23 protein-coding genes are annotated in these 25973 nt (G+C 70.0%); 8 read left to right on the forward strand and 15 right to left on the reverse strand.

Going from position 1 to position 25973, the window contains the following annotated elements; genetic code table 11:
- The first annotated feature begins 12 nt into the window (after positions 1-12).
- A complete protein-coding gene (locus RC1_RS03710) occupies positions 13-255 on the forward strand; it encodes a hypothetical protein (RefSeq protein WP_012566004.1) in 243 nt (80 codons plus the stop codon).
- Between the two features lie 41 nt (positions 256-296).
- Here RC1_RS03710 and RC1_RS03715 read toward each other — a convergent pair whose 3' ends face one another.
- From RC1_RS03715 to RC1_RS03725, 3 genes are all read right to left on the reverse strand, one after another.
- A complete protein-coding gene (locus RC1_RS03715; RefSeq protein ID WP_012566005.1) occupies positions 297-554 on the reverse strand; it encodes a hypothetical protein in 258 nt (85 codons plus the stop codon).
- Between the two features lie 460 nt (positions 555-1014).
- Complete coding sequence (locus tag RC1_RS03720; RefSeq protein ID WP_012565724.1) at positions 1015-2136, reverse strand: ISAs1 family transposase; 1122 nt, start codon at positions 2134-2136, stop codon at positions 1015-1017.
- A gap of 118 nt (positions 2137-2254) precedes the next feature.
- Positions 2255-3550: a DUF3422 family protein gene (locus tag RC1_RS03725; RefSeq protein WP_012566006.1), complete on the reverse strand. Its 1296-nt coding sequence runs from the start codon at positions 3548-3550 to the stop codon at positions 2255-2257.
- A gap of 388 nt (positions 3551-3938) precedes the next feature.
- Between RC1_RS03725 and RC1_RS03730 the strand changes: the two genes are divergently transcribed.
- Positions 3939-5201, forward strand: coding sequence for a molybdopterin molybdotransferase MoeA (locus RC1_RS03730; protein WP_012566007.1), 1263 nt, complete (start codon positions 3939-3941; stop codon positions 5199-5201).
- Between the two features lie 18 nt (positions 5202-5219).
- On the opposite strand, the gene RC1_RS03735 is transcribed toward RC1_RS03730, so the two are convergent.
- The 12 genes from RC1_RS03735 to RC1_RS03790 form a co-directional block, all read right to left on the reverse strand.
- The gene (locus tag RC1_RS03735; protein ID WP_049766636.1) at positions 5220-6203 is read right to left on the reverse strand and encodes a hypothetical protein; all 984 of its coding nucleotides are present in this window, start codon (positions 6201-6203) and stop codon (positions 5220-5222) included.
- Between the two features lie 1639 nt (positions 6204-7842).
- A complete protein-coding gene (locus RC1_RS03740; protein WP_012566009.1) occupies positions 7843-8622 on the reverse strand; it encodes a MinD/ParA family protein in 780 nt (259 codons plus the stop codon).
- Complete coding sequence (locus RC1_RS22440; protein WP_012566010.1) at positions 8619-9611, reverse strand: flagellar biosynthesis protein FlhF; 993 nt, start codon at positions 9609-9611, stop codon at positions 8619-8621. The genes RC1_RS03740 and RC1_RS22440 overlap by 4 nt, the downstream gene beginning before the upstream one ends.
- Before the next feature lie 56 nt (positions 9612-9667).
- On the reverse strand, positions 9668-11773 hold the full coding sequence (gene flhA / locus RC1_RS03750) for a flagellar biosynthesis protein FlhA (RefSeq protein WP_012566011.1): 2106 nt from the start codon (positions 11771-11773) through the stop codon (positions 9668-9670).
- A gap of 49 nt (positions 11774-11822) precedes the next feature.
- On the reverse strand, positions 11823-13280 hold the full coding sequence (flbD, locus tag RC1_RS03755) for a sigma-54-dependent transcriptional regulator FlbD (protein ID WP_012566012.1): 1458 nt from the start codon (positions 13278-13280) through the stop codon (positions 11823-11825).
- An 85-nt stretch (positions 13281-13365) separates the two neighbouring features.
- A complete protein-coding gene (locus RC1_RS03760) occupies positions 13366-14271 on the reverse strand; it encodes a motility protein A (protein WP_012566013.1) in 906 nt (301 codons plus the stop codon).
- A gap of 5 nt (positions 14272-14276) precedes the next feature.
- Positions 14277-14546 carry a flagellar motor switch protein FliN gene (gene fliN, locus RC1_RS03765; protein WP_234703861.1) on the reverse strand — a complete coding sequence of 90 codons (270 nt, stop codon included), beginning with the start codon at positions 14544-14546 and terminating at the stop codon, positions 14277-14279.
- A 79-nt stretch (positions 14547-14625) separates the two neighbouring features.
- Positions 14626-15342, reverse strand: coding sequence for a FliH/SctL family protein (locus RC1_RS19835; protein WP_012566015.1), 717 nt, complete (start codon positions 15340-15342; stop codon positions 14626-14628).
- 31 nt (positions 15343-15373) lie between these two features.
- Positions 15374-17029: a flagellar basal-body MS-ring/collar protein FliF gene (fliF, locus tag RC1_RS03775; protein WP_041785986.1), complete on the reverse strand. Its 1656-nt coding sequence runs from the start codon at positions 17027-17029 to the stop codon at positions 15374-15376.
- Positions 17030-17298: 269 nt separating this feature from the next.
- Positions 17299-18834 (reverse strand): phospholipase D-like domain-containing protein, encoded by a 1536-nt coding sequence (locus RC1_RS22445; protein ID WP_012566017.1) that lies wholly within the window; start codon positions 18832-18834, stop codon positions 17299-17301.
- A 17-nt stretch (positions 18835-18851) separates the two neighbouring features.
- On the reverse strand, positions 18852-19034 hold the full coding sequence (locus RC1_RS03785; protein ID WP_012566018.1) for a CsbD family protein: 183 nt from the start codon (positions 19032-19034) through the stop codon (positions 18852-18854).
- An 85-nt stretch (positions 19035-19119) separates the two neighbouring features.
- A complete protein-coding gene (locus RC1_RS03790; protein ID WP_012566019.1) occupies positions 19120-20151 on the reverse strand; it encodes a VOC family protein in 1032 nt (343 codons plus the stop codon).
- A 447-nt stretch (positions 20152-20598) separates the two neighbouring features.
- On the opposite strand from RC1_RS03790, the gene RC1_RS03795 reads away from it, so the two are divergent.
- Genes RC1_RS03795 through RC1_RS03820 form a run of 6 tightly spaced genes read left to right on the forward strand, consistent with a single transcriptional unit; the run spans position 20599 to position 25686 of the window.
- Positions 20599-21381 carry a DUF3450 domain-containing protein gene (locus RC1_RS03795; RefSeq protein ID WP_012566020.1) on the forward strand — a complete coding sequence of 261 codons (783 nt, stop codon included), beginning with the start codon at positions 20599-20601 and terminating at the stop codon, positions 21379-21381.
- Entirely contained in the window at positions 21378-22769 is a 1392-nt protein-coding gene (locus tag RC1_RS03800) for a MotA/TolQ/ExbB proton channel family protein (protein WP_012566021.1), read from the forward strand. The genes RC1_RS03795 and RC1_RS03800 overlap by 4 nt, the downstream gene beginning before the upstream one ends.
- On the forward strand, positions 22753-23277 hold the full coding sequence (locus tag RC1_RS03805) for a MotA/TolQ/ExbB proton channel family protein (protein WP_012566022.1): 525 nt from the start codon (positions 22753-22755) through the stop codon (positions 23275-23277). The genes RC1_RS03800 and RC1_RS03805 overlap by 17 nt, the downstream gene beginning before the upstream one ends.
- A 4-nt stretch (positions 23278-23281) precedes the next feature.
- Complete coding sequence (locus RC1_RS03810) at positions 23282-23683, forward strand: ExbD/TolR family protein (RefSeq protein WP_012566023.1); 402 nt, start codon at positions 23282-23284, stop codon at positions 23681-23683.
- A 28-nt stretch (positions 23684-23711) separates the two neighbouring features.
- Positions 23712-24323 (forward strand): energy transducer TonB, encoded by a 612-nt coding sequence (locus RC1_RS03815; protein WP_012566024.1) that lies wholly within the window; start codon positions 23712-23714, stop codon positions 24321-24323.
- A 13-nt stretch (positions 24324-24336) separates the two neighbouring features.
- Positions 24337-25686 carry a tetratricopeptide repeat protein gene (locus RC1_RS03820; RefSeq protein ID WP_012566025.1) on the forward strand — a complete coding sequence of 450 codons (1350 nt, stop codon included), beginning with the start codon at positions 24337-24339 and terminating at the stop codon, positions 25684-25686.
- Positions 25687-25973 lie beyond the last annotated feature (287 nt).

Raw genomic sequence — 25973 nt, forward strand, 5'->3', positions numbered from 1 at the left:
CAGGGGAAGGTCATGAAGCTTGAGGACAGGCTGGCGGTGAAACTCCTCGCCCAGGCGCAGTCCGCCCTGGGCAAGGCGGTCAACGAGACCCTGTGCACCGAGCCCGACCGGCGCATCGTGCGCGCCATGGTCGCGGAGGCGGCGGAGCTGATCCGCGAGTTCAACGAGCAGTATTTCGATCTGTCCGCCGCGGAGACGGGCCGCGGCCCGGGAGGGCCTCCTGCGGGGGAGGCGGGGATGCGCCGGAAGCCCTGACGCCCCCGCCGACCCTGTACCTGTCCGCGCCGCGGGTTCCCTCAGGCCACCATGCCGCAGCAGGCGCCGAAGCTGCGGAACACCTGACCCCGGCTGTCCTGGCGGCGGCCACCGTTGCCGGCCAGCGACGCCTCGCGCTGCCGGGCGGCCCGTTCGGCCGCGGCGATGCTGGCGAAGCGGCGGCCTTCCAGCGTGCCGTAGCACGGGTGGGAGGCGAAGAAGCGGTACCCGTCGCCATCGGCAACGGCGATGCCGGCGGTGGTGTTCGCGGTTTCGATCACAAAGGCGGTAGCTGACATGAAAAATACCTCCCGCGGGCAGCGGCGCCGCCCGCGTATCAGACGTTCTATCGTTCGGGGGACCCGTCAATGCCGCGGTCGCGGCGTCCGGGTCGTGGACCTCAACAGGTCAGCAGGCCGGCATTCGGCTGCGACACATACACCTGCCGACGGCGGGCATGGCCCAGGCGGCGGTGTGCGGGACCCGGGTGCGTAAACGCACGGACCCTTGGTAAAAATCCAGGGAAAGGGGATGCGGGGAGGCGATGCCCATGGTGGCCATGGTGCCCTTCCTTTCTCTCCATCGAGAGCCACGAAGGGTCTTCGTGGCGCTTTAGCGTTTGGTGACGCGGCGCAAGCTGCTTCGATCAAATGCCCGCGGGCCCTGCTGCCGGGCCAGGCGTGAACCCCCCGTGGGGCTCGCTCACAGAGTTAGGCATGGCCGCGCGGATGTCAACCGTCGAAGAACAACAGGGCACGGCTATCGCATTTGCCCGAGGATGGTTCGGGCATAGTCGTCGGACCATCCGGCGCGTTTTCTGCGGAGGCGGATGGAATCCTGGTTGTTGGCGGAGCGGACGACGTTGAGTGCGAGTTTTCGGAGTGTGGCGAGGTTTTCCGGGCCATGGTCCTTGCGGTTACGGGCGCGGTCTTCGTCGAAGGAGGTGTCGAGCACCCAATGGACGGCGGCCTCGATGCTCCAGTGGGCGCGGACGGCGCGGGCGAGCGTCTTGGGCTCCAGCGCGGCGGAGGAGAGATAGAGGGTTCGGGTGGCGGTAGTGCGGCCGTCGGGGCTCGTGACCGTGCGTTCGACCAGGCCCAGGATCTTCAGGCCCGGCAGTACGGCCTCGTCGGGGAAACGTCGGTCGGAGGCGAGCCAGGCCACGTCGTGGCTTACCCAGTGGCGGCGCACCTCGATACGACCGTGGTCGGCATCGGTGGTGACATGGGGCACGGCCAGAACCGTTGCCGGGTCCGCGAAGTAGCGCTCAACCTCGGCCCGTAGCGCAGGGCGGTTGTCTTTCAGCGGAAAAAGCCAGTCGCCGCCCCGCTCCAGGATGGTCTGCGCCGTCCGCTCCTGCGCGTGCAGAGCGTCACCGGTTACCAGCACACCCTTGAGATCGAACAGTTCCAGCAACGCCCGCGCCGCCACGATCTCGTTCTCGCCCGCGGCCACCGCCCGCTGCCCCACGATCATCCGCGCGCCGGACGCAAACGCGCTCACCACATGTAGAGCCGAACGCCCCGCCGCCCGGTCGAAGGAGCGCCGTAGCGTCTTGCCGTCAATGGCCAGGACCCCGGCCCCATCCTCCCCCAGATGATCAAGGAACTGCTGGAAACAGCGGGAAAACGCCACCGGGTCCAGAAGCCGGAATACCCGTGAAAACGTGTCGTGGCTGGGCAGCCCGCCGGGAAGCTCGAGGAACTCCTCGAACAAGGCCCGCCGGTCCCGCGCGAAGGTCGCAAAGTCCACGCAGCTTTCCGCCCCGCAGATCGACGCCGTCAACGCAATCGTCAGAACATCCAGAAGAGCGTGACGCCGCGCATTCCCTGTCCGCGGATCGGGAAGACCTTGAAACGAAATCCGAAAAATTCCAGCCATCGACCCCTCCCATAGATCAGGGCCGACATACAGAATCCATTTCCCAACACCGCGCTACAAAACTTTCCCTAATGCGATTCCCGTGAACAACAGGGCGGGAAGGCGGTCCTCCGGCGCGTCATCCTTTCGCCATCAGCGCCTCTTTCAGACGGCGGACCGCCAACCAGACCGCAGCGACCACGGCGGGGGCGGCGATGGCCGCGAACAGCTCCTTGGAGACAGGGATGCCCAGCGCCGGCAACCCGTCCACCACGTATTTCAGGAGCCCCACCGCATAATAGCTGATGGCGAAGACGGACAGCCCCTCCACCGTCTGCTGGATGCGGAGCTGCGCCTTCGTCCGCCGGTCCATCGAGCGCAGCACGCCGGCATTCTGCTCCGCCAGCCGCACGTCCACCCGGGTGCGCAGCATGCCGCTGGCACGGGCAAGGCCTTTGCCCAGTTCGGCCTGCCGCCGGCCGACCGCCTCGCAGGTGCGCACGGCCGGGAAGAAACGGCGCGACAGGAAGGAGCCGATCCGCTGCAGGCCGCCGATCCGCTCCTCCCGCAGCTCTTCCAGCCGGCGGGAGATCAGCTCGGCATAGGCGGTGGTGGCGCTGAAGCGGTAGCGGGTGCGCGAGGCGAGCGCCTCCGCCTCGGCCGCCAGCAGGGTCAGCTCGTCCAGCAGCCCGTGCTCGGCATCGGGGGTCAGGGCCTTGGCGGTGCTGCTGACGATCTCGGACAGGCGGTGCTCCATGGCGGAGAGCTGGCCGCCCACCTCCTGCGCCAGCGGCAGGGAGAGCAGCGCCATCATGCGGTACGTCTCCAGCTCCACCAGCCGCTGCACCAGCCGGCCCGTCCTGTCCGGGGTCAGCAGCCGGACGTCGCGCAGCAGCATCCGGCTGAACCCGTCCGGGCGGATGCGGAAGTCCGTCCAGGCCAGCGCGTCGCCGGCATAGACGGAAGAGCCGACCGCCTCCCCGCTGGGAAACAGGATGGAGATGCGCTCCTGCCAGTGGGCCTGACCCGCCCCCGGTTCCACCCGCACATGGACGGCGACCAGCCGCTCCCCGGGCAGCCGGTCGGCCCAGGCCTCCAGCTCCGGGTCCAGGGCCGACCAGTCGTCGTCGCCCGCCAGCCCGTCCGCCGCGACGGTGATCGAGGTGAACTCCGTATGCCGTTCCCATTTGAGCTGGCGGGTGCCGATCCGCGCCAGCATGTGGCGGTCGCCCGGCCCCGGCGGGGGGGCGCCGTGCCGGCGGCACAGCTCCGCCACCATCTCCCGCTCCAGCGATGCAGGCTCTCCCGTCAGGATGGCGAGGTGGGTCACCCGCGACGGTGTGCGGACATAGAGGCTCGGCCGGGCATGTACCTCGTCGTTGAGGCGGCGGCGTTGGGGATGGTGCTGCGCCACGGGCTGGACCTGAACGTCCATGCGGGTCTCCTGGGGGTGGGGCGTCGATCGGAACAGGATGGCGGGGCTCTCAACGCTCCCCCCGGGGCTTCCCCGGGGCTCCCCCGGGCCGGTGCCCCTGCCGGCCGGGGGAAGGCGCATCTTTAGATAGGTCGGTTCAACACCTTAGAAAGGACCCTGACGCAGATCCGCGGCTGCCGTTCCGGCAGAGCCGGCATGTCGATCTGTCCGATTGGCAGCCGCGGCCCTGGCGGAGAGGATGGCACCGGTTTCGCCGAATGCGCCATCGACTTCCGCGGTCTGCCATCCAAGTCTGCCACCCAGGTCCGCCGCCCAGGTCTGCCATCTGCGATGCCGCCCGCCCCGCCGACGGGCCGGGCCGTTTCCGAGTCTTGCCACGAGGTGCCCCTTGGCCCCGCTTCCCGACGACCGCTCCGCTTCCGCCGGGCCGCTGCTGCCCGTTGCCGGGGCGGAGGAACTGCTGCGCGACCGGTTCACCCCCGTGGCGCCGATCGAGCGCGTGCCGCTGCCGGCTGCGCTCGACCGTGTGCTGGCGGAGGAGGTCGTCGCCGCCCTGGACGTTCCCCCGCAGGACAGCGCCGCCGTGGACGGCTATGCCGTCCGCCATGCCGACCTGGAAGCAGGCGCCGAGACCACGCTGCCGCTGGTCGCGCGGATTGCCGCCGGGCATCCGGCTGCGGCGGCCGGGGAGAAGGTGGCGGTGCGGATCTTCACCGGTGCCCGCCTGCCGGCGGGGTTCGATACCGTGGTGATGCAGGAGGACGCGCGGGCCGAGGGCGACAGCGTCGTCCTGCCCGCCGGGATCGAGCCGGGCGCCAACCGCCGCCGGGCCGGGGAGGATGTGGGCAAGGGAACGGCCATTCTGCGGCCTGGACGCCGGTTGCGCCCGCAGGACATCGGACTGGCGGCCTCCGTCGGGGCGACGCGGCTGGCCGTGCGCAGCCCGCTGCGCGTGGCGGTCCTGTCCACCGGGGACGAGATCGTGGACCCGGCCTCCCTTGCCGGCCGGCCGCCGCCGCCGGCCGCGGTCTTCGACAGCAACCGCTACACGGTCACGGCCCTGCTGCGCCGTCTGGGCTGCGACGTGACCGACCTGGGGATCGTGCCGGACTCCGCGCCCGCCATGCGCGAGGCGCTGACCGCCGCGGCCCGCCGCCACGACCTGGTGGTCAGCAGCGGCGGTGTCTCGGAGGGAGAGGAGGACCATCTCTGTGGTGCCCTCCAGGCCGCGGGCCGTCTGGATTTCCGGGGGCTGGCGATCAAGCCCGGCCGGCCGGTCGCCCTGGGCCGGATCGGGGAGACGCCGGTGGTCGGGCTGCCCGGCAGCCCGGTGGCGGCGATGATCGCCTTCCTGAAGCTGGTGCGCCCCCTGGTCCACCGGCTGCAGGGCTGCGACGCGGCGGACCCGCCGCCGTTCCCCGTGCGCGCCGCCTTCGCCTACGCCAAGAAGCCGGACCGCCGGGACTATCTGCGGGTGACGCTGGTCCGCGCGGCGGACGGGATGCTGGAGGCACGCCGGCTGTCGCGGGACGGATCGGCCGTCCTCTCCGCCATGGTCGAGGCCGACGGGCTGATCGAGCTGGGCGAGGCGGTGACGGCCGTGGCGGAGGGCGATCTGGTGCCCTGCCTGCCGCTCGGCAGCCTGTTCTGAGGGCGGGCCGGGTTCCGGTCAGGCGCGCACGGTCCCGCCGGGGCCGCCGCCGCGGCGGATGGTGATCCAGCCATGCGCGCCGGTCCGGAAGCCGAGGCTACCGGCATAGCCGAACAGCTCCAGGCTCTCCCGGAACAGGGCATTCAGGTCGCGGGTCATGGCGGCCGGCAGCAGGTCGCGCGTCCGGACCAGAAGGTCGAGCTGGCGCGGCCGCACCAGCCCGTCGAGCTGCATCGGTCCGAAGCGGCTGAACTCCACCTCCAGCAGGAAACGGGTGGCGCCGGGCCGGCCGCGGCCCCCCGGCGCCGCGGATCCGTCTTCCCCCTGGCGGAGATAGAGCTGGAGGCGGCCCGGCCGCTCCGCCTCCCCGAAGGGCACCGTCCAGGCACGCCAGCCGTCCGGCAGCGGCTCCTGCGCCTGCCGCGACAGGGTACGGAAATCCTCCGTCAGACGGTGCAGCAGCTCGCCCCGGCCGCTGCCCTCCAGAGCCGAGACGGCGGCGTCCCCCAGCCAGCCGGCGGCGTCACCGCCCCGGATGGCCGAGAGGAAGAACAGCAGGTTGGCCGCCAGCCGGCGGTTCGGCTGCGGCAGCACCGCCGCGGCCACGGCGCGGGCCAGGGTCGGGTCGCTGGCGGCCAGCGTCTCCATCACCTCACGCAGGGCGGGCCAGTCATTGCCGGCGGCCGGATCCAGGCGTGTCGGGGGCGCCGGGCGGGCGGCCGGCGCCTCCAGGGACAGCAGCAGCTCCGATCCCGCGGGCAGGCCCGCGCGCGCCTGCAACAGCAGCGTCCCGTGTGGCGTGGTGACGACCGCCAGCCCGCCGGAGGTGCTGCCGGTCAATGTCCCGACGATCCCGCCGGGCGGCCGGGCGCCCGGGTCTGCGTTCACGGGGGCGTTCACGGTGGCGGGCGCATCGGCGGGGAGCGGACCGGCGGGGGCTGGCGGAGCGATGGAGGCCGTGTCGGTCGCCAGGATGCGGACCAGCAGACTCTGCCCCGGCATCAGTTGCTGCGATGCCGCCTGTCGCGGCGGGGGGAGGAGCGGCGCCCCGGCCCCCTCCGCGGCTCCTTCCGCCTCGATCGGAACCGGCGGGTTGCCCGCCAGTGGGGGAGGGGCGGGCGGACGTGGCGGCCCGGCGGCCTCCGGAGCGGCCCCGTGCGGCCCGGCGGGTGCGGCGGTCAGGGGAGGACGGGCCGGTGCCGCGAGACCGGGTGTTCCGCCGTCCTCCGGTTCCGGCGGGCCGGTGAGACGGTCAAGGGGGGCTGCGGATGCTCCCGGATCTGGATCTGTCGGGCCAGGGGCTGCCTGACTGTGCGATGGCGCGGGCATCCCGGCGGGAGCGCCGGGTCCCCCCAGGGAAGTCGCCGCTGCCGGACCGGAGAGGGCCGGACCGGAGAGGGCCGGTCCGGCGGAGGGCGGGGCGGGGCGGGACAAGGCCACCCCGTCTCCCGGCGCTCCCTCTCCCGGCAGCCCGGTTCCTGCCAGCGGTCCTCCCCCTTGCGGCGATGCTCCGCCTGCCGGCGTCGGGAACGGCATCACTTCCGGGATGGGCGGAAGAACGGGGAGTGTCGGCAGGGGCGGGACCGGCGGCAGCGGTACGGTCGGAAGGGGGACGACAGGCAGCGGGGGCAGGGCTGTGAGTGCAGGAAACCCTGCCGCCATGCCGGCTGCCGTCATGCCCCCGGCCACAGGCAGTCCTGCCATCGGGAGCCCCGCCGTCGGGAGTCTCACCGTCGGGGTCAGCCCCGGCCCCCCTGCCTGAGGGGCGCCGGGGACGGTCGGCGCCTGGGGCTGCAGCGGCCCTGTCGGCCCGCCGGTCGGCCCCGTGACCAGGGAGGCGCCCGGTGTCCCCTGGGGAGGGGGGGCAGTCTGACCCGGTCCCGCCTGACCGGCCTGGGCCGGCGACGATCCGGCGGCGGCCGACAGGGCCGTCAGCGCCTCGGCCGGCAGCGGCAGGGCGGTCTGGCCGCCGGCGCTCCCTGGCAGGATCAGGCCCAGCCCCGGGGCGGCCGGCGCCGGCAGGGGAGCGGTGCCGCCGGTCGGCGTGGACGTTGCGGACGCGCCCTGGCCGGTTGCCGTCGATCGGAGGTCCTGGCCCGGCCGGACCGGGGAGGCGATGACGACCGCCGTCACCACCGCTCCGGGCTGGAGCAGCGGTGGTGTTCCCGTCGGCGGAGGCACGGGAGCGGCCGGGGGCCCGGTCCTGGCCGTCGCGGGGGGCTGTGCCGGCCCCGCGGCGGGGGGCGCAGCCGTCGGAGGAGTGGCCGGCGCGGGGACCCGCGGCGCCGGCGTGGCGGTCGGGCCAGCGGGGGCGAGGGCGATGGCGCGCAGCAGGGCCGCGGCCGTTCCGGCGACGGCCGGCGGCGGGGCGACGATCTGGAGGGAGACGGGCCGGTCCGTCGGCAGCGGCTGCGGCGTCCGCACCACGACATCGCCGGCGGAGGTGCGCAGCGTGGCGCTGCCGCCCTCCTGCGCCACGACCTGCCCGGTCAGCATTACCGAGCGGTTCAGTCCGGCCAGCCGCTCGGGCAGCCGCTCCACCGTCACCTCGCCCAACGGCAGCAGCATCTGTCCGGCCTGGGGAAGGCCGGTGCTGCCGGAGCCGGGCGGGACGGCGGTGGTCACGGCGGCCGTCCGGATGTCATGGCAGGGCGGCGAGGCGCTGGGCGATGGCCTCCACGTCCTGGGCCGCGTCGCTGCCCGGCGAGCGCATCAGCAGCGGCGTCTGCGAGCGGATCGCGTCGCGCACCTTCTGGTCGCGGCGGACGATGCCGGCCAGCGGCGGTTCCTTCTTCAGGAAGCGGCGGCAGGCCGACAGCAGCGTGTCGTAGGTCTTCTCGCCCTGGCCGCGCGTCTCCGCCATGTTCACGACGACCCGCAGATCCGCCCCCGGGTTCGACTGGTACCCCAGCTTCAGGAAGGCATAAGCGTCAGTGATGGAGGTCGGCTCGTCCGTCGTCACCACCAGCGTGGTGCGGGCCGGCCCGGCGAAGGTGCGGACATTGCGGTCCACGCCGGCACCCAGGTCGATCACCACGGTGTCGTAGCTGCGCGACAGATCCAGGAGGTCGGTGCGGAGCTGCTGCAGGCGCGGCGGCGGCAGGTTGGCGAGGCTGCCCGAGCCCGAGCGGCCGGCGATGATGTCGAATCCACCATCGCCGAAGCGGGTGACGGCGCCGGCCAGATTGACCTGCCCTTCGATCACCTGGCCGAGGTCGCGCTTGGGCATCAGCCCGAGCTGGATGTCCACGTTGGCGAGGCCCAGATCGCCGTCGAACAGCAGGGTGCGACGGCCGATCCCGGCCAGCGCATGGGCCAGGGTGATGGAGAAGAAGGTCTTGCCGACACCACCCTTGCCGCTGGCGATGGCGATGACGTTCCGGCGCGCGGCCGATGCTGCGGGAAAGGCGAGTTCGGTCATGAATGCGTCCCTGTCTGCTTGGCGCGGCGCTGGCCGGCCTCGGCTTCAGGCATCATCAGTCGGGCGAGCTGGGTGGGCGAAAGCGGGGTCAGCCCTTCCGCCACCTTCGGGGTGGTGCTGGCGTCGGTGAGGGCAAGCCCCCCCTCGTGCGCGGCGGCGAGCAGGCTGCCCAGCCGGCGGGCCAGATCCAGGCGGGTGGGCAGCAGGCGGGTGACCCCGACATCGGCGAAGGCGCGGGCCGTCTCCGCGGCTTCCACCGCGTCCAGCCCGGCGGGCATCACCAGCACCGGGTCCACGTCGGCGGCGGCCAGATACTCGCGCAGGTCGCGCATGTCGGCGGCGCTGTAGGGGTTGCGGCCGGCGCTGTCGATCACGACCTGTTCGATCCCGCGCTGCACCTCCAGGGCGCCTGCCAGGGCGGGCGGGTCCTCCACCGTGATCAGGCGCAGCTTCAGCACACGGGTGAAGGCCTGGAGCTGTTCGATGCCGCCTGCCCGCACCGTGTCGGTGGAGATGACGCCGACCGGACGGCCGCGCAGGGCGGAGCGGGCGCAGAGCTTGGCGATGGTCAGGGTCTTGCCGCAGCCGGGAGGGCCGACCAGCATGATCGGCCGCGGCGCCCGCGTCTCCGGCAGGGGGGAGAAGGCAAAGACGGCGTCCAGCGCGGCCGAGAGCGCGGTCAGCGGGTCGCGGGCGCTCAGGTCGGCGATGCTGTCCAGCATCTGTGCGCTCAGTTCCTGCGGCACCCCGTGGCGCAGCAGCACGTCGGACACCTGGTCCTGCACGTCCGGACCGAGCGGGGCGGCCAGCCGCAGGGGGGCGGCGCCCAGGCCGCCCAGCATCTCGTCCTCTTCGATCGCCGCCGTGACGCGGACGCCGACGCCCTCCTCCTCGCGCGTGGCGACGATGATGGCATCGTCGCCCAGCACCTCGCGGACCTGGCGCATGGCGTCGGCCATGGTCGGGGCGTGAAAGGACTTCAGCCGCATGGCAGGTCTCTTCGTTCAGCCATCCCCGTGTCCTCGTCGTCTCCCCGTTCCCCGCATCAGATCTGCCCCAGCGTCTTGATCTTGGCCTTGGGGTGGATCTCGTTCTGAGACATCACCACCGTCGCCGGACGGAACCGCTCGATGATGGAGCGGACATAGGGCCTGACGCCCGGACTGGTCAGCAGCACCGGCGCCTCACCCTGCATGGCGAAGCGCTCGAAGGTCTGGCGCACCACCGTGATGAACTGCTGCAGCCGTGACGGCGCCATGGCGAGCTGGCGGTCCTCGCCGTCGCCCACGATGGCCTCGGCGAACGACTGCTCCCAGTCCGGCGACAGGGTGACCAGGGGGATGTACCCCATATGGTTGGTGTTGGCATCCGAGATCTGCCGCGCCAGCCTGACGCGCACATGCTCGGTGATCTGGGTGATGGCACGGGTGTAGGCCGTGGCTTCGGCGATCCCCTCCAGGATGGTCGGAAGATCGCGGACCGAGACCCGCTCCGACAAGAGGTTCTGGAGCACCCGTTGCAGCCCGCCCACGCTGATCTGGCCGGGCACCACGTCGGCGACCAGCTTCTGGTGCTCCTTGCCCAGCTCGTCCAGCAGCTTCTGCGTCTCGGCGTAGGACAGCAGGTCGGCCATGTTGTCCTTCACCACCTCGGTCAGATGGGTGGTGATGACGGTGGGCGGATCGACCACCGTCAGCCCCTTGAACATGGCCTCCTCGCGGTAGGCCGGCTCGATCCACATGGCCGGCAGGCCGAAGGTGGGCTCTGTCGTCGTCTCGCCCGGCAGGCCGATGGGCTCGCCGCGCGGGTCCATGCACAGCAGCATGTTCGGGCGGATGTCGCCCTTGCCCGACTCGATCTCCTTGACCCGGATGACGTAGGTGTTGGGCGGGAGTTGCAGATTGTCCTGGATGCGGACCGACGGCAGGATGACGCCGATCTCCCCGGCGAGCTGCCGACGCAGGCCACGGATCTGGTCGGTCAGGCGCTGGCCGGCCGGGCTGTTGATCAACGCCAGCAGGCCATAGCCCAGCTCCAGCCGGATCAGGTCGATGGCAAGAGCGGAGGAGATCGGCTCCTCCGGCACCGGCGGCGGCGGGATCGCGGCGATCTCCTCGCGCGCCTTCTCCTCCGCCTCCTTCTCCCGCACCCGCGGCAGATAGTAGGCGGCGAAGCCCAGGGCCGCCGCGGCCGGCAGGAAGATGAACCAGGGCATCCCCGGCAGGAAGCCCAGCACGCCCACCAGCACCGAGGTCAGCCCCAGCGCCACCGGGTAGAAGGTGAGCTGGCCCACCACCGCCTTGTCGGTCGATCCCGGCGTTCCGGACTTCGACACCATGAGGCCGGCCGCCAGCGACACCAGCAGGGCGGGGATCTGGGAGACCAGCCCGTCGCCGATGGTCAGCTTGGTATAGGCGTCGGCGGCGGCGGCGAAGGCCATGTCCTCCTGGCCGATGCCGATGATCATGCCGACGATGACGTTGACGAAGGTGATGATCAGGCCGGCGATGGCGTCGCCGCGGACGAATTTCGAGGCACCGTCCATGGAGCCGAAGAACTGGCTCTCGTCCTCCAGCTCCTTGCGGCGGGCACGGGCCGACGCCTCGTCGATCAGGCCGGCCGACAGGTCGGCGTCGATCGCCATCTGCTTGCCGGGCATGGCATCCAGGGTGAAGCGCGCCGCCACCTCGGCGATGCGGCCCGCACCCTTGGTGATGACCATGAAGTTCACCAGCGTCAGGATGGCGAAGACCGTGATGCCGATGATGAAGTTGCCGCCCATGACGAAGGAGGCGAAGGTCTCGATGACGCTGCCGGCGGCATCGGCCCCCCGGTGACCGTCCGCCAGGATCAGGCGGGTGGACGCCATGTTCAGCGCCAGCCGCAGCATCGTCGAGATCAGCAGGATGGTGGGGAAGCTGCTGAAATCCAGGGGCTTCTGGATCGACAGCACCACCATCAGGATCAGGATCGAGAAGGTGAAGGAGATCGTCAGGCCGATGTCCAGCAACCAGGTGGGCATCGGCAGGATGAGCACGACGATGAGCGCGACGATGGCGAGGGCGAAGGCGACTTCGCTCCGCTTCATCGACTGCCAGATGGCCGGCAGGTTCAGCGCCTGCAACGGGCTGCGGCCGGTCTCGTCGGTCATCCGCGACCTCCCCGTCCGGGGTATGGTGTCCGCTCAGGCTGCATGACGCTCACGCCGTCGCCCGTTCGTCCGCGTCCGATCCCGCGGGCGGCGGTACGGCGATACCCTCCTCGGAGTACTGCTTGAGCTTGTTGCGCAGGGTCCGGATCGAGATGCCCAGGATGGTCGCCGCGTGCGTCCGGTTGCCCAGCGTGTGGGACAGCGTGTCCAGGATCAGGTCGCGCTCCACCTCCGCCACGGTGCGGCCGACCAGCGCCTGGGTCGGGCTGCCGGGCGGCTGTCCGCCATAGGCGGCCGCGGCCCCGGCGAAGCCGCCGGAGGACCCGCCATAGGCACTGGCCGCGGCGGCGGCGCGGGAGGCGAGCGGGGCCGCGGGCTCCGCCGGCTTCGGCGTTGCCGCCACCGGGTCCGCGCCCGTCAGCAGGATGGCCTCGGGTCCGATCTCCGCCGTGGAGGAGAGCAGCACCGCCCGGTGCAGGGTGTTCTCCAGCTCGCGCACGTTGCCGCGCCAGTGGTGCGCCTGGAGCATCGCCATCGCCTCCCGGCCGATGGTGCGGTCGGGCAGGCCGTTGGCCTCGGCGTACTTGCGGGCGAAGTGCTGCGCCAGCAGCGCCACGTCGGCCGGACGCTCGCGCAAGGGCGGCAGGGTCAGGTTGACGACGTTGAGGCGGAAATAGAGGTCCTCGCGGAAGCGTCCGGCCTTGGCCTCGGCCAGCATGTCGCGGTTGCTGGTGGCGAGGATGCGGATGTCCACCTTCACCGGCTGACTGCCGCCGACGCGGTCGATCACCCGCTCCTGGATGGCGCGCAGCAGCTTGGCCTGCAGGCGCAGGTCCATCTCCGAGATTTCGTCCAGCAGCAGGGTGCCGCCGTTCGCCTCCTCGAACTTGCCGATGCGGCGGGCCACGGCGCCGGTGAAAGCGCCCTTCTCGTGCCCGAACAGCTCGCTTTCCAGCAGGTTTTCCGGGATCGCCGCGCAGTTGACGGAGATGAAGGGGCCGTTCGCCCGCCGCGACTTGCGGTGGATGTGCCGGGCCATCAGCTCCTTGCCGGTGCCGGACTCGCCGGTGATCAGGACCGAGGCTTCGGACGGCGCGATCTGCTCGGCCAGCCGCAGCACGGCCGCCATCGCCGGGTCGCGGCTGACGATGGCGTGGCTTTCCTCCGCGATGGCCTCCAGCACGGCGCCGATGAGCTGGGCGTCGGGGGGCAGGGGGATGTATTCCTTCGCCCCGGCGCGGATCGCCTTCACCGCGGCCTGCGCGTCGGTGCCGACGCCGCAGGCGACGACGGGCACGGCGAAGCGCTCGGCCTTCAGCCCGTCGATCAGCAGGCCCACATCCAGCTTGACGTCGATCATCACCAGGTCGGCGCCCTGGCCGCTGCGCAGGGCCGTGAGCGCACCGTCGATGCTCTCCGTATGGGCGACCTTGGCGCCCCGCTGGAGGGCGATCTTGCCGGCCGCGGTGATATAGCCTTCCAGCGTTCCAACGATCAGCAGGCGCATCGGGGCAACCCTCTCCGGGTCATCGGGGGCATGGTCGGTTCGGTCGGTCGGGTCGGGCGCGGGCCGTGGTGCATGGCATCCGCCCTCAGTCGAAGGTGCTGAGCCGGAGTTCCGGCGGCAGCACGGTGTTGATCAGGATCTCCAGCCGGCGCGGATTCTCCTGCCGCGCAATGGAGCCGGCGCCCAGCATGTAGAGGCTGCTCACCAGCGCCTGCACCTCGGCGTTGCGATCCACCTTTCCGGCGAGCGGAGACAGCACCATGCTGCCCAGCACCGCGCCGTAGAAGGTGGTCAGCAGCGCCACCGCCATGGCCGGGCCGATGCTGGCCGGATCCTGCAGGTTGTCCAGCATCTGGACAAGGCCGACCAGGGTGCCGATCAGCCCCATGGCGGGGGCGACCTCGGCGGCCCGGCGCAGCACGGCGGCCCCGGCCCGGGCGCGGGCCTGATCGGCCTCGATCTCGGTGCGCAGGATGCGCTCCACGTCGTCGGCCGGCAGCCCGTCCACGATCATCTCGATGGAGCGTTGCAGCACCGGCTCCGCTGCCAGCGACGGTGCCAGCGGCTGCAGGGCCAGAGGACCGTTGCGCCGGGCGATGTCGGCAAGCTGGAGCACGTAGCGCGCCACGCCCTGCGGGTCGTGGACGGTACGGGTCACGGCGCCGAGCAACAGGCGGCCGGCGGCCGCCACGTCCCGCACGGAGAAGGAGACGGCGGTCACCGCCACGGTTCCGCCCAGCACGATGGCGACCGACGGCAGATTGAAGAAGGCGCCCAGGCTGCCACCCAGGGCCAGTGCCGCCCCGACCAGCCCGAAGCCGCCGACCAGACCGAGCACCGTCGCCAGATCGATGCCGCCCTTCGGCCGCAGCGGCCGTGGCAGCGGGCCGGCGCGCCCGGCCTCGGCCGCGGCGGGGGGCTGCTGCGCCAGGGCCTGCGTCCGGGCGCGGGCCTGGGCGAGAACGGAACCGGGCTGTCTGGTGTCGGTCATCGCCCTCAGCCCCTGTCGGACTTGATGATCTCGGTCATGGTCACGCCCAGCCGGTCTTCGACGACGACGACCTCCCCGCGGGCCACCAGCCGGTTGTTGACATAGATGTCGATCGCTTCGCCGACCTTGCGGTCAAGTTCCACCACGGCGCCGCGGCCCAGCTTCATCAGCGAACTGACCTGCATGGTGCATTTGCCCAGCACGGCGGAAATCTGGACCGGGATGTCGTAGACGGATTCCAGGTCCTTCACGACCATCACGGCGTCGGCGTCCATCTCGGACCGGCCGGCGCCGTCGAACTCGTTCAGGCCCATTTCATCCTTGGCGGCCATGCGTCAGGGCTCCATCAACGGATCAGGGACGGGCGGTCGCGGCAACCGCCGCGGGACCGCCCGGAATCTCGGCCGGCAGCCCGCCGGCGATGCGCTCGATTTCGCTCCAGAGGTGGGTGACGTCGCGCTCCGCCGCGCCGTCGCCCCAGTCGGCCCGCACGTCCAGCTCGCCCATCCGGGGATCGGACAGAAGCGACAGGGTGCCGCCGAACCCGGCCCGGACGGCCATCTCCTCCAGATGGGGGCGCAGCGCCTCCAGCCGGCTCTCATGCACGCGCAGCACCAGCTTCGGTTCCTCCGCCAGCTCCAGCAGGAAGGCGGCGATGGTCGTCTCCACCTCAGCCAGCCCGTGCTGGCGGGCAAGGGTCGGGAACAGCTTGCGCACGATGGCGAGCGCCAGTTCCCGCGCCTGTTCGGTCTGCCGGCGCCGCGCCTCCGGCTCCGCCGCCAGCAGCCGGCACAGCACGTCCTCGACCCGGACCAGCGCTTGGGTCAGGGCCTGCTGCGCGGCCGTCTCCGCCGCCTCCCGGCCGGCGGCCATGCCGGCCTCATGCCCTGCCGCCTGGCCCTGGTCGCGGGCGGCGGCGAGCTTCGCCGCCAGCGCCGCTTCCGTCAGCGTGACGGTCGGCTCCGGCGGGGGCGCGGGCTCGGCCTCCGGTTCGGGTTCGGGCTCCGGCATGATCTGCCGCCCGAACTCGTCGAAGGAGATGTCGAACTGGAACTTCTGGATCGTCGGCATGGCCGGGCGTCGTGTCCTGTGCGGGGGCCGCTCAGCTTTCCTGGTAGAGCCAGTTGCGGATGATGGAGACGGCCTCTTCCGGGTGCTTCTCCACGATCTCGCCCACCTTGCGCAGCGAGGAGGCGCGGACACGGCCGTCCACCCGGTTGATGTCGATCATCTGTTCCAGCTCCTCGTTGGCCTGGGCCGCCTCCAGCGCCAGCTCGCGGGCCAGCGCGCCGCCGCCGGGGCCGGCGAGCTGGGGCACGCCGTCGCCGCCGGCCAGCAGGTCGGGCTCGTCCTCAAGCTGCGGCGTGCGGTCCAGCGCCCGGGCGACCAGGGGCTTGATGACCAGCAGGATCACCAGGATCGCCACGATCGCCAGGACGATGGTCTGGGCGATGCGGAAGACGTCCTCCTTCGGCAGGCCGAAGATCGTCTCCTCGCCCAGCCCGGCCAGATCATCCGGCGTGGCGAAGCGCATGTTCACCACCTCCACCGTGTCGCCGCGGGCGGCATCGAAGCCGATGGCGGATTCCACCAGCCGGCGGAGCTGGTCCAGCTCCGCCTCCGGGCGGGGCTGGTAGGTGGAGGTGCCGTCCTCCGCCGCCGCATAGGTGCCGTCCACCAGCACCGCGACGGACAGCCGGCGGATCTGGCCCGTCTCCCGCTCATGCACCTTCACGGTGCGGTTGATCTCGTAGTTGATCGACTCCTCCGCCCGGCTGGTCTTGGAGGAGGAGAGGCCGGAGGCTGTGTTGGTGGCGTCCGCGGTCGGCAGGTTGTTCGCCACGGTCACCGGGTCGATGCCGTCGCGGTTCTGGTCCTCGGACTGCTCGTTCACCGTCTGCGTGCTGCGGACGACCTGGCTGTCGGGGTCGTAGATCTCGCTGTTCGTGGTGATCCGGTCGAAATCCAGCTCGGCCGACACCTGCGCCCGCACGCGGCCGAAGCCGACGGTACGGGACAGCAGGTCCTCCACCGTCTGGGTCAGCCGCTGTTCATAGGCGAGCTTCTTCTCTTCGGCGGTGGCGAGCATCGCCTCCTGGGAGTCCGACCCCATGCCGCGCGCCAGCACGTTGCCCTTGTCGTCCACGATGGCGACCATGTCGGGTTCAAGCTGCGGCACGGCGGCGGCGACCAGGGTCTGGATCGCCAGCACCTGTTCCTTGCCCAGGCTGGCACCAGGACGCAGGCGGACGAAGACGCTGGCGGTGGCGGTCTGGTTCTGGCGGGAGAACAGCTCCCGCTTGGGCAGCACCAGATGGATGCGTGCCGCCTGCACCGGTTGCAGGGTCTGCACCGTGCGCGACAGCTCGCCCTCCAGGGCGCGGAGCTGCTGGATGTTCTGCATGAAGCTGGTGGTGCCCAGCCCTTCGGGCTGGTTGAACAGCTCATACCCGACATTGCCGCCGCTGGGCAGGCCCTGCTGCGCCATCAGCATGCGGACACGGCCGACCTGATCGGACGGAACCTCGATGCGGGTGCCGTCGGGGCTCGCCTTGTAGGGGATCTGCTGCTGTTCGAGCTGCTGGACGATGGCGCCGCCGTCGGCCGGGGTGAGATCGCTGTAGAGCAGCGACATTCCTGGGGAGGACCATTGCGACATCATGTAGACGAACAGGCCGACGATCACCAGCGTGGCACCGCCGATGGCCGCAAGGCGCACGGCGCCGAGGTTCCGCAGGGTCTGGAGGAAGGAGTCCACGGGCACTGCTCCCACAAGGATCCGACGCGGCTGGCGAAGGCCGGTCTGTCCTGATTCTACACAGGGCCATCACCCATTTCGAGGCAGGATGCGAACATTCGGTGAATAGGGGATTAAGCCACTGGGCAAATTTTGCCCAATTTGGAAGAGGTGCGACGATCATGCAACAGGCAACATAGCCTTCAGCGTCGCTGAGGGCCTTGCATTCTGCATCGATGGGCGCATGGGGGAGGGGGGCACGAAGCCGTGGCGGCCGGCCGGTCCGGCTCTTATCCGGGCTTAGAGGCGCGCCGCCGGCGGCGGTTCAGCCAGCTCCAGTCGACCCGGTGCAGCAGGGTCTGCAACGGCCAGCGCGGCCGTTCCGGGTCCAGCAGTTCGTTCTCGACGAAGAAACCTTCGGCCACACCGACCTCGTCCGCCTCCAGCGGCACCAGGGTCCGGCCCGGCCGCCGGCGCAGCGCCTCGATGGCAGCCACCAGGGAGCCGCCCGCCGCGGCCATGGCACCGCGCAGGTCGGCGACGGTGCAGCCCAGATGCTCGGCGGCCAGCCCGTCGCGGAAGTCCAGCAGGGCGGCGCGCCGGGTGTCGCTGTCCGGCCGGTCGGGCGGCACCTCGACGGCGAGGTCGCACTCGGTATCGAAGCCCATGGAGCGGTTGTTGATGTTGGAGGAGCCGATGCGGAGCAGCCGGTCGTCCACCACCAGCACCTTGGAATGCACGAAGATGCCGCGGCCACGGGCGGTCACGGGCGTGTAGATGCCGAAACGGCCGCCGGGGTCCAGCCCGCGCAGGGCCGCCAGGATGTGGTCGCGGGCCATGCCCATGGCCCGCTCCTCCAGCCAGCCCGAGACCTCGCTCGGGTTGATGACGACGATTTCCGGCCCGTCCGGCTCGCTCAGGCGCTCGGCCAGGGCTTTGGCGATGCTCCGGCCCGCGAGATACTGCGCCTCGATGTAGAGGCAGCGGCGGGCACTGCGGATCGCCTCCAGCCAGAGGGTTTCCACTTCGTGCGCCGCGGGCTGGTCGCCATAGGCCGGCTGCGTGCGGGCGATGCCGACGGGCAGGTCGCGGAGAAGGGGGGTGAGATCCGCCGGCCAGGGATCGGAACCGGCGGGCGGGGGCGGCAGCCGGTCGCCCGTGGCGGACTCCCAGCGGTCGCGGGCAAGCCGGCCGAGCGCCCGGGCGGCATCGCCGTCCACGGCCATGGTGACATCGTGGAAGGGGCCGTAGCGGGCGCCGCCGGGCCTGCGCCGGAAATGCTCGGAATCATGGTGGGCGCGGGTGTCCCAGCGGTCCGTCGTCACGTCGATGCCGCCGCAGAAGGCCAGCGCGTCGTCGATGACGACGATCTTCTGATGATGGCAGGCCCCGACGGGATGGTCGGAGGCCAGCCGGTACTGCAAGCGGTCACCCGAGCGCAGATCGAGCAGGAACAGCGGCACCATTCCGCGCGCCGCAGCCTGAAAGACGCTCAGCCGCCATTTCAGCACATGCACCCGCAGGTCGGGGCGCGAGCGCACCAGCATGGACAGCAGGCTGCCCAGCTTCTGCGGCTGCCCGGCCTCGCGGCGGGCCGGTTCCAGACGGATCCGGGTATCGAAGTCCCAGGCGATCAGCAGGACCTGATGACGGGCCTTGAGCAGCGCCCGTTTCAGGACCGCGAAATAGTCGGCCGCGTCCACGATGGGCGCGATCCTGTCAGCCCGGGCGATGCGCCAGCAGGTATCGCCCGGGCGCAGCAGGCTGTCGGCCTGTGACGCCCGGGCGTCCGGTCGGAGACGCGGAGATGTTTCCGCCAGCGTCATGCCGGGAGGCGTGGCGTCTAGCGGGTGATGTCCTTGGCGGTCTGCTTGACGTCGCCCTTGACCTGCTGCGCACGGCCTTCGACGCGGTCAGCCTTGCCTTCCCGCTGGAGGTCCTTGTCGCCGAGGGCTTCGCCGGCCGTCTCCTTGACGTCGCCCTTGATCTCCCCGACCTTGCCGGAGACCTTGTCCTTGTTCGTCATGTCCGGTTTTCCCTTCGCTGGGCGCCATCGTGGCGCGAGCATGGGGTGAACAGCCGGATCGGGAAAACGTCACGCAGCCGGTCGCTCAGGCTTCGAAGGCCGTCCAGTGGTAGCCGTCGGGGGCGACGAAGGCGCAGGCCGGGCGGCCGAACTCATCTTCGACCACCGGCGTCACCTCGCCGGCTCCCGCCGCCGCGATCCGCTCCCGCAACGCGGCCAGCCCGTGGACCCGCAGGCAGTAGCCGGACAGGCCGAGCTGTCCGGGCCGGCTCTCCCGGCGGGCGTCGGGCAGGGCGCTGGCGCTGCGGAAGCGCAGAACGCGCAGACGCGCCGCCCGGACCGGGGCGGGATCGGTCGCGGCCACCGCCGCGTCGAAATCCACCAGCCCGTGCCACTCCCCCTCCCGCAGATCCAGCAGGCGGGGAGCGCCCCGGGACGGATCGTAGGGCAGGGACTGGTCGGTGGCGCGCTGCAGTCCGAGGGTCCGGTCGTAGAATTCCAGGATCTCCGGCCGGTCATCCTGGATCACCATGCCGAAATGCATGGCCGGTCCCGTCCGCATCAGGCAGGCCGGGTTGATCGTCGGCTGCGCCCGGCCGCTGCCGCTGAAGATCTGGACGCAGAGCAGCCGCCACAGCGGCTGCGTCAGGGTCATCTGGCGCGTGGCCGGCACCGGCTGGTCGAACGGGCGCAGCGCCGCCTCCGGACGCTGCGGCGGCACATGCACGGGGTCCACGAAGCCGATGGGACCGCCCTGGGCGCGCAGCACCTCGGCATGGTTGGCGATGTTCAGGATGTCGTCGGTCAGGCACGCCAGCCAGCGGTTCCCCTGCACCCGCCAGGGGCCGGTTCCCAGGCCGGGACCGGCCGGCCGGTCCCAGACCATCAGGCGCAGCAGGCCCTGGTCGGCATCCTGGTGCAGCAGGCGGACGGAGTGCAGGGGGCTGTCCACCCCGTAGAGGGTGCGGGCGGCATCCGCGGCGAGCTGGCCGGCCGGTCCGACCCGGTAGCCGAACCTCTCCCAGTGGCGGATGGCAGCAACCGGATCGCGCACACCGATGAAGGCTTCCTGCACGCCACCGACAACACCGCTCCTGCCCGCATAGCGCTCGGCCATGGATTCGTCTCCCTTCGCCGTTCCCGGTCTGGCTGCCCGGAATGCTCGCCCCCCGACTTCAGGACAGACTCTTTCACGCCGATGGCGCTCTTCCAAATTCCATGCTCAATTGACAGGGCGGAACGTGTCGGATATGCGTCTGACACATTCGCCCTCTACCCATTGTGCATGGCGATGCGGCGGACAGAAAGTGGCTGAAAAACGCCCTTGCGAAGGTTAAGCTGCCGAACCAGTCCGGCGGACGTGTCGAAGCGGGAGGAACCCGCGGACAGTCCGTCGGACCCTCAAGAAAATCAAGGCCGCATACCGGAGCAAGGCAGGAGGGCCAAGGGAACACGCCATGGTATATAGTAAATGATACGTTCAGTGAAATAATTCACCGGATATCAGCACAGATAATGTGCATCAAGGCGCCAAACTAGGCGCCCTAGGGCAGTTGGAGACTACATGACCCAGTCGAACCGCGCGCGGTGTGCGGCCGTCGTGGCCGTGACCGCATTCCTGCTGGCCGGCGCCGGAACCGCCCAGGCCCAGCAGATCGAGCAGCTCATCGACCTGGAGAAGCAGGTCGCCCAGGCCGGTGCGCAGAGCCAGGCCAACGTGGACAAGATCGCGGACGAAACCGACCGGCTCCTTCAGGAGTACCGGACGGTGATGACGCAGATCGACAACATCAAGGTCTACAACGCGCAGCTCCAGGACCTCGTGAAGGCCCAGGGGACCGAGCGGGACTCGCTGGCGACTCAGATCGAGAACGTCAGTGCCGTCGAGCGTGAGATCGTTCCGCTGATGCAGCGCATGATCGGCACGCTGGAGCAGTTCGTGAGCCTGGACGTGCCCTTCCTCAGCCAGGAGCGGCAGGACCGGGTTCAGAGCCTGCGCGCTCTGATGGCCCGCGCGGATGTCTCCACCTCGGAGAAGTACCGCCGCCTGATGGAAGCCTTCCAGATCGAGAACGAGTACGGCCGCACCATCGAGGCCTATGACGGCCCGCTGGAGCAGGACGGCCGCGTCCGCCAGGTGTCGTTCCTGCGCTTCGGTCGCGTGCTGCTGGCCTATCAGACCCTGGACGGCAAGGAACAGGGGATGTGGGACCAGCGTCAGCGCCAGTGGGTGGTGCTGCCCGAAAGCTACCGCGGCGCCATCCGTCAGGGTCTCGCCGTCGCGCGCAGGCAGGCCGCCCCTGACCTGATCGTTCTCCCCGTTCCGGCGCCGGAGGCCGCCCAATGATCCGCTTCACCCCGAAGATCCGCGGTCTTCTGATCGCCGGCGCCGTCGCCAGCCTGTTCACCGGCGTGCCGGCGGTGGCGCAGGACGCCTCTGCCCCCCAGACCCTGGATCAGCTCCTCCAGCAGGTCCGCCGCGGCAGCCAGGAAGCCGCCGAGCGCAACAAGCAGCGCGAGGCCGAGTTCCGCGCCGCCCGCAACGAGCAGGCGGCCATTCTGGACAAGGCCAAGGCGGCCCTGAACCAGGAGCTGTCGCGCTCGCAGCAGCTTGAGCAGGAGTTCGCCAAGGGCGAGCAGCAGCTCGGCGAGCTGACCGCGCAGCTCCAGGAGCGGATGGGCACCCTGGGCGAGCTGTTCGGCGTCGTCCGTCAGGTCGCCGGCGACACCCGCGGCGTGCTGGACGAGTCCCTGATCACCGGCCAGTTCCCGGGCCGCGCCAAGCCGCTGGAGCAGCTTTCCCAGAGCAAGGAGCTGCCGAGCATCCAGCAGCTTCAGGAACTCTGGTTCCTGCTTCAGCAGGAGATGACCGAGACCGGCCGCGTCGCCAAGTTCGACACCACCATCATCAACACCGACGGCGAGCAGCTCCAGGCCCCGGTCGTCCGCGTCGGCCCGTTCGTGGCCTTCACCGACGGCGCCTACCTGCGCTTCGAGCCGGGGCAGGCCAAGTTCGTCGAGCTGGGCCGCCAGCCCGCCGACCGTCTGGTCCGCCTGACCGGGCCGGCGCTTGAGGCGCAGAGCGGTCTGGTCGATGTCGGCATCGACCCGTCGCGCGGCCAGCTCCTCTCGCTGCTGATCCAGGAGCCGACCCTCAGCGAGCGCGTGGACCAGGGCGGCGTCGTCGGCTACGTCATCATCGGCATCGGTATCATCGGCGTCCTGCTGGCGCTGGAGCGGATGATCAACCTCTCCATCACCGGCGCCAAGGTCCGCGGCCAGATGAAGGCCAGCGAGATCCGCAAGAACAACCCGCTCGGCCGTGTCCTCGCCGTCTACGACGAGAACCAGCACGCCGACGTGGAGACTCTGGAGCTGAAGCTCGACGAGGCGATCCTGAAGGAGATCCCGAAGCTGGAGCGTGGCATCAGCACCATCAAGGTGTTCGCCGCCATCGCCCCGCTGCTGGGTCTGCTCGGCACCGTCACCGGCATGATCAAGACCTTCCAGGCGATCACGCTGTTCGGCACGGGCGATCCGAAGCTGATGGCCGGCGGCATCTCCGAAGCCCTGGTCACCACCGTTCTGGGTCTGGTCGTCGCCATTCCGATGGTGCTGCTCTACAGCCTCTGCGCCGGTCGCGCGAAGAGCGTGATCGAGGTGCTGGAGGAACAGAGCGCCGGCCTGATCGCGCAACGCGCAGACGAGGAGCATTTCCGTGACCGAGCTGCTTGAGGCACAGAGGGCGATCGGGATCTTCCTGGAGACCGGCGGTGACGTTCTCCTGCTGATCATGTTCGTCACCTTTGCCTTGTGGCTGCTGATCCTCGAGCGTTTCTACTTCAACCTGTTCCAGCATCGGAAACTGTTCAACGATACGGTCGCCAAGTGGGAGGCCCGCCAGGACAAGAAGTCCTGGTATGCCTCCCAGTACCGGACGATGCTGATCTCGCAGGCGAAGGCGAAGATCGAAGCGAATGTCTCGATGATCAAGACGCTGGTGGCGATGGCGCCGCTGCTCGGATTGCTGGGAACCGTGACGGGCATGGTCGAGGTTTTCGACGTGATGGCCGTTCTCGGTTCCGGCAACGCGCGGGCCATGGCTTCCGGCGTGTCCAAGGCAACGATCCCCACGATGTCGGGCATGGTGGTTGCGATCTCCGGCCTCTACTTCAGCTTCATGCTGAGGCGGCGGGCCGACCGCGAGGTCGAACGCCTCTCCGACACTTTGGTTCAGGAGTGAGTCCATGCGAGCAAAGCGCCATGCGGGTGGGGAGGAGCCGGAGATCGACCTGACCCCGATGCTCGACGTCGTCTTCATCATGCTGATCTTCTTCATCGTGACGGCGTCGTTCATCAAGGAAGCGGGTATCGACGTCTCCCGCCCGGACGCGGTGACCGCCGTGGTCCAGGAACGAGCCAACATCGTGGTCGCCGTCACCGAGAGCGGGGAGGTGTGGATCAACCGCCGTCAGATCGACCGGCGCGCGATCCGGGCCAACATCGAGCGTCTGCACGCCGAGAATCCCCAGGGTGCCGTCGTCATCACCGCCGACGAGAAGGCCGATGTCGGCCTGATGGTCGAGGTCATGGATCAGGCCCGTCAGGCGGGTGTCTACAACGTCTCGATCGCCGCGGACCAGAAGTGATCCCGGGTTCGCGGAGGAGGGCAAGGCCATGATAGCGCGCTACGCTACTGCGCTGCTTGCCGCGATCCTCGTTACCCTCGCCCTGTTCTGGCTGATGCAGTACCTGATCATCGGCCAGACGGCGAAGTTGGACGAGTCGGCACGCGTCAAGCTCATCGACTTCGTCCGTCTGCAACGCGACACGCAGACGGAGACGAAGGATCGCAAACCACCTGACCGGCCGCCGCCGCCGGAAACGCCGCCCGAGCCGCCGAAGATGACGGCGGACCCGACGGCGGCGCCCAGCGGCAACGCCGTGAACATCGACCCTGGTGCGCTCAACACCGGTCTCGACATCGCCGGCCCGGGGGCGATGGCCGTCGCGGACGCGGAAGCCATTCCGCTCTTCCGCATGGCCCCGCAGTATCCCGAGCGTGCCGCCTCCCGCGGTATCGAGGGTTACGTCGTGATGGAGTTCACCATCAACGAGACGGGCGGCGTGGATAACATCAAGGTCGTCGAGGCGAACCCGCCGGGCTATTTCGAGCGGGCCGCCGTGAAGGCCATGGAGAAGTGGAAGTACAAGCCGAAGATCGTCGACGGGAAGCCCGTGAAGCGCCACGGCGTCCAGAACAAGCTGACCTTCGAGCTGCAGAAGTAGGGAGAGGGGAAGCATGACGATGGATCACAGGCACGCTTCCTCCCGTCGCCGCCGCTGGCTGGCGGCTCTGCTGCTCGGCCTGCCGATGGCCGTTGCCGGTGTGTCCGGCACGGCCTACGCGCAGCGCGCGGCCGGCGACGATCAGAAGGCGGAGCAGGAAGACGCCGCGAAGAAGGGCCAGGTCCTGACCGAGCGGACGTTCAAGCAGGTGACGGAGGCCCAGAAGGCCATCGAGGAAAAGCGCTACGCTCAGGCGCAGCAGATCCTCGACGGCCTGCTGAAGGGCGAGCTTCAGCCGTATGAGCGGGCGATCGTCCTCCAGACCATGGGCTACGTGTTCACGGAGCAGGACAACTACCGCCGTGCCGCGGAGATTTTCGAGCAGGCTCTTGCCCTCAAGATCCTGCCCGATGCCCAGCAGCACAGCCTGCTCTACAACCTCGCCCAGCTCTACATGGCGACGGACCAGTTCCAGAAGTCGCTCCAGAAGTTCAAGGAGTGGTTCGCCGTCGCGCAGAACCCCCAGGCTGAAGCATACGTGGCCTACGCCAACGTCTACGCCCAGCTTGAGGACATGCGCAGTGCCATTCCCCTCATGGAAAAGGCGATCTCCATGTCGCCCAATCCGAAGAAGGAATGGTACGACTTCATCCTGGGGCTCTACTTCGAGACCAAGCAGTTCACCAAGGTGGCGGACACCCTGGAACTGCTGATCTCCAGGTATCCGAAGGAGAAGCGCTATTACATCCAGCTCGCCGGCATCTACTCCGAGATCAAGAAGGAGAAGGAGACGCTGGCCGTCATGGAGCTGGCCTACAAGGCCGGTCATCTGGACAAGAGCGAGGAGCTGGTGCAGCTCGCCCAGCTCTGGATGTATCACGACGTTCCCTACCGGGGCGCCCTGCTGCTCCAGGCGAACATGGAGAAGGGCCGGATCAAGGGGACGAAGGAGAACTGGGAGCTTCTCGCCAACGCCTGGATCGCGTCGCGGGAAATCCCGAAGTCCATCGACCCCCTGCGTCGTGCCGCCGAGCTGTCGAACGACGGCGAGGGCTTCATCCGTCTGGCCCAGGCCTACCTGGAACGGGAGGACTGGAAGAACGCGGTGGACGCGCTGGAGAAGGGCATCGCCAAGGGCGGGCTGAAGAACCAGGGCAGCGCCTTCCTGCTGGAGGGCGTCGCCAGCTTCAACCTGAAGGACCTCGACAAGGCCGAGCGCGCCTTCAACCGGGCGGCGGAGTTCTCCAGCACGGCCCGGACGGCCCGGCAGTGGCTCACCCATGTGCAGAAGGCCCAGCTTGCCGAGCAGGAAAAGGCCGAGCAGGCGGCGGCGGTGACGCCGGCGTCCGCGCCACAGCAGTAAGGTCGGGGGCACGGCGGTCCTCCGCCGCGCCAACGCACCCGTCATGTGCCGGTCCCGGTCTCCGGGGCCGGCACTTTCTTTTGGGGCGTCCCCAGAGGGTGCCCGTGCAGCGTCTCCCGCCCGGGACCGTGCAGGGCTGGGATCGCATCTTCACAGGGCAGCGCCGCGCAACGATCCGTCAGAATCGGAACGCCGTCCTGAAAGATCATCGCCGCTGCCCTTGTTCCGCCGGGATCGGCTGTCTAACCTCCACAGACAGGGTGCCATCCGGGACCCTGGTATCGGGA

The sequence above is a fragment of the Rhodospirillum centenum SW genome (genome assembly GCF_000016185.1).
GTDB classification, from domain to species: Bacteria; Pseudomonadota; Alphaproteobacteria; order Azospirillales; family Azospirillaceae; genus Rhodocista; species Rhodocista centena.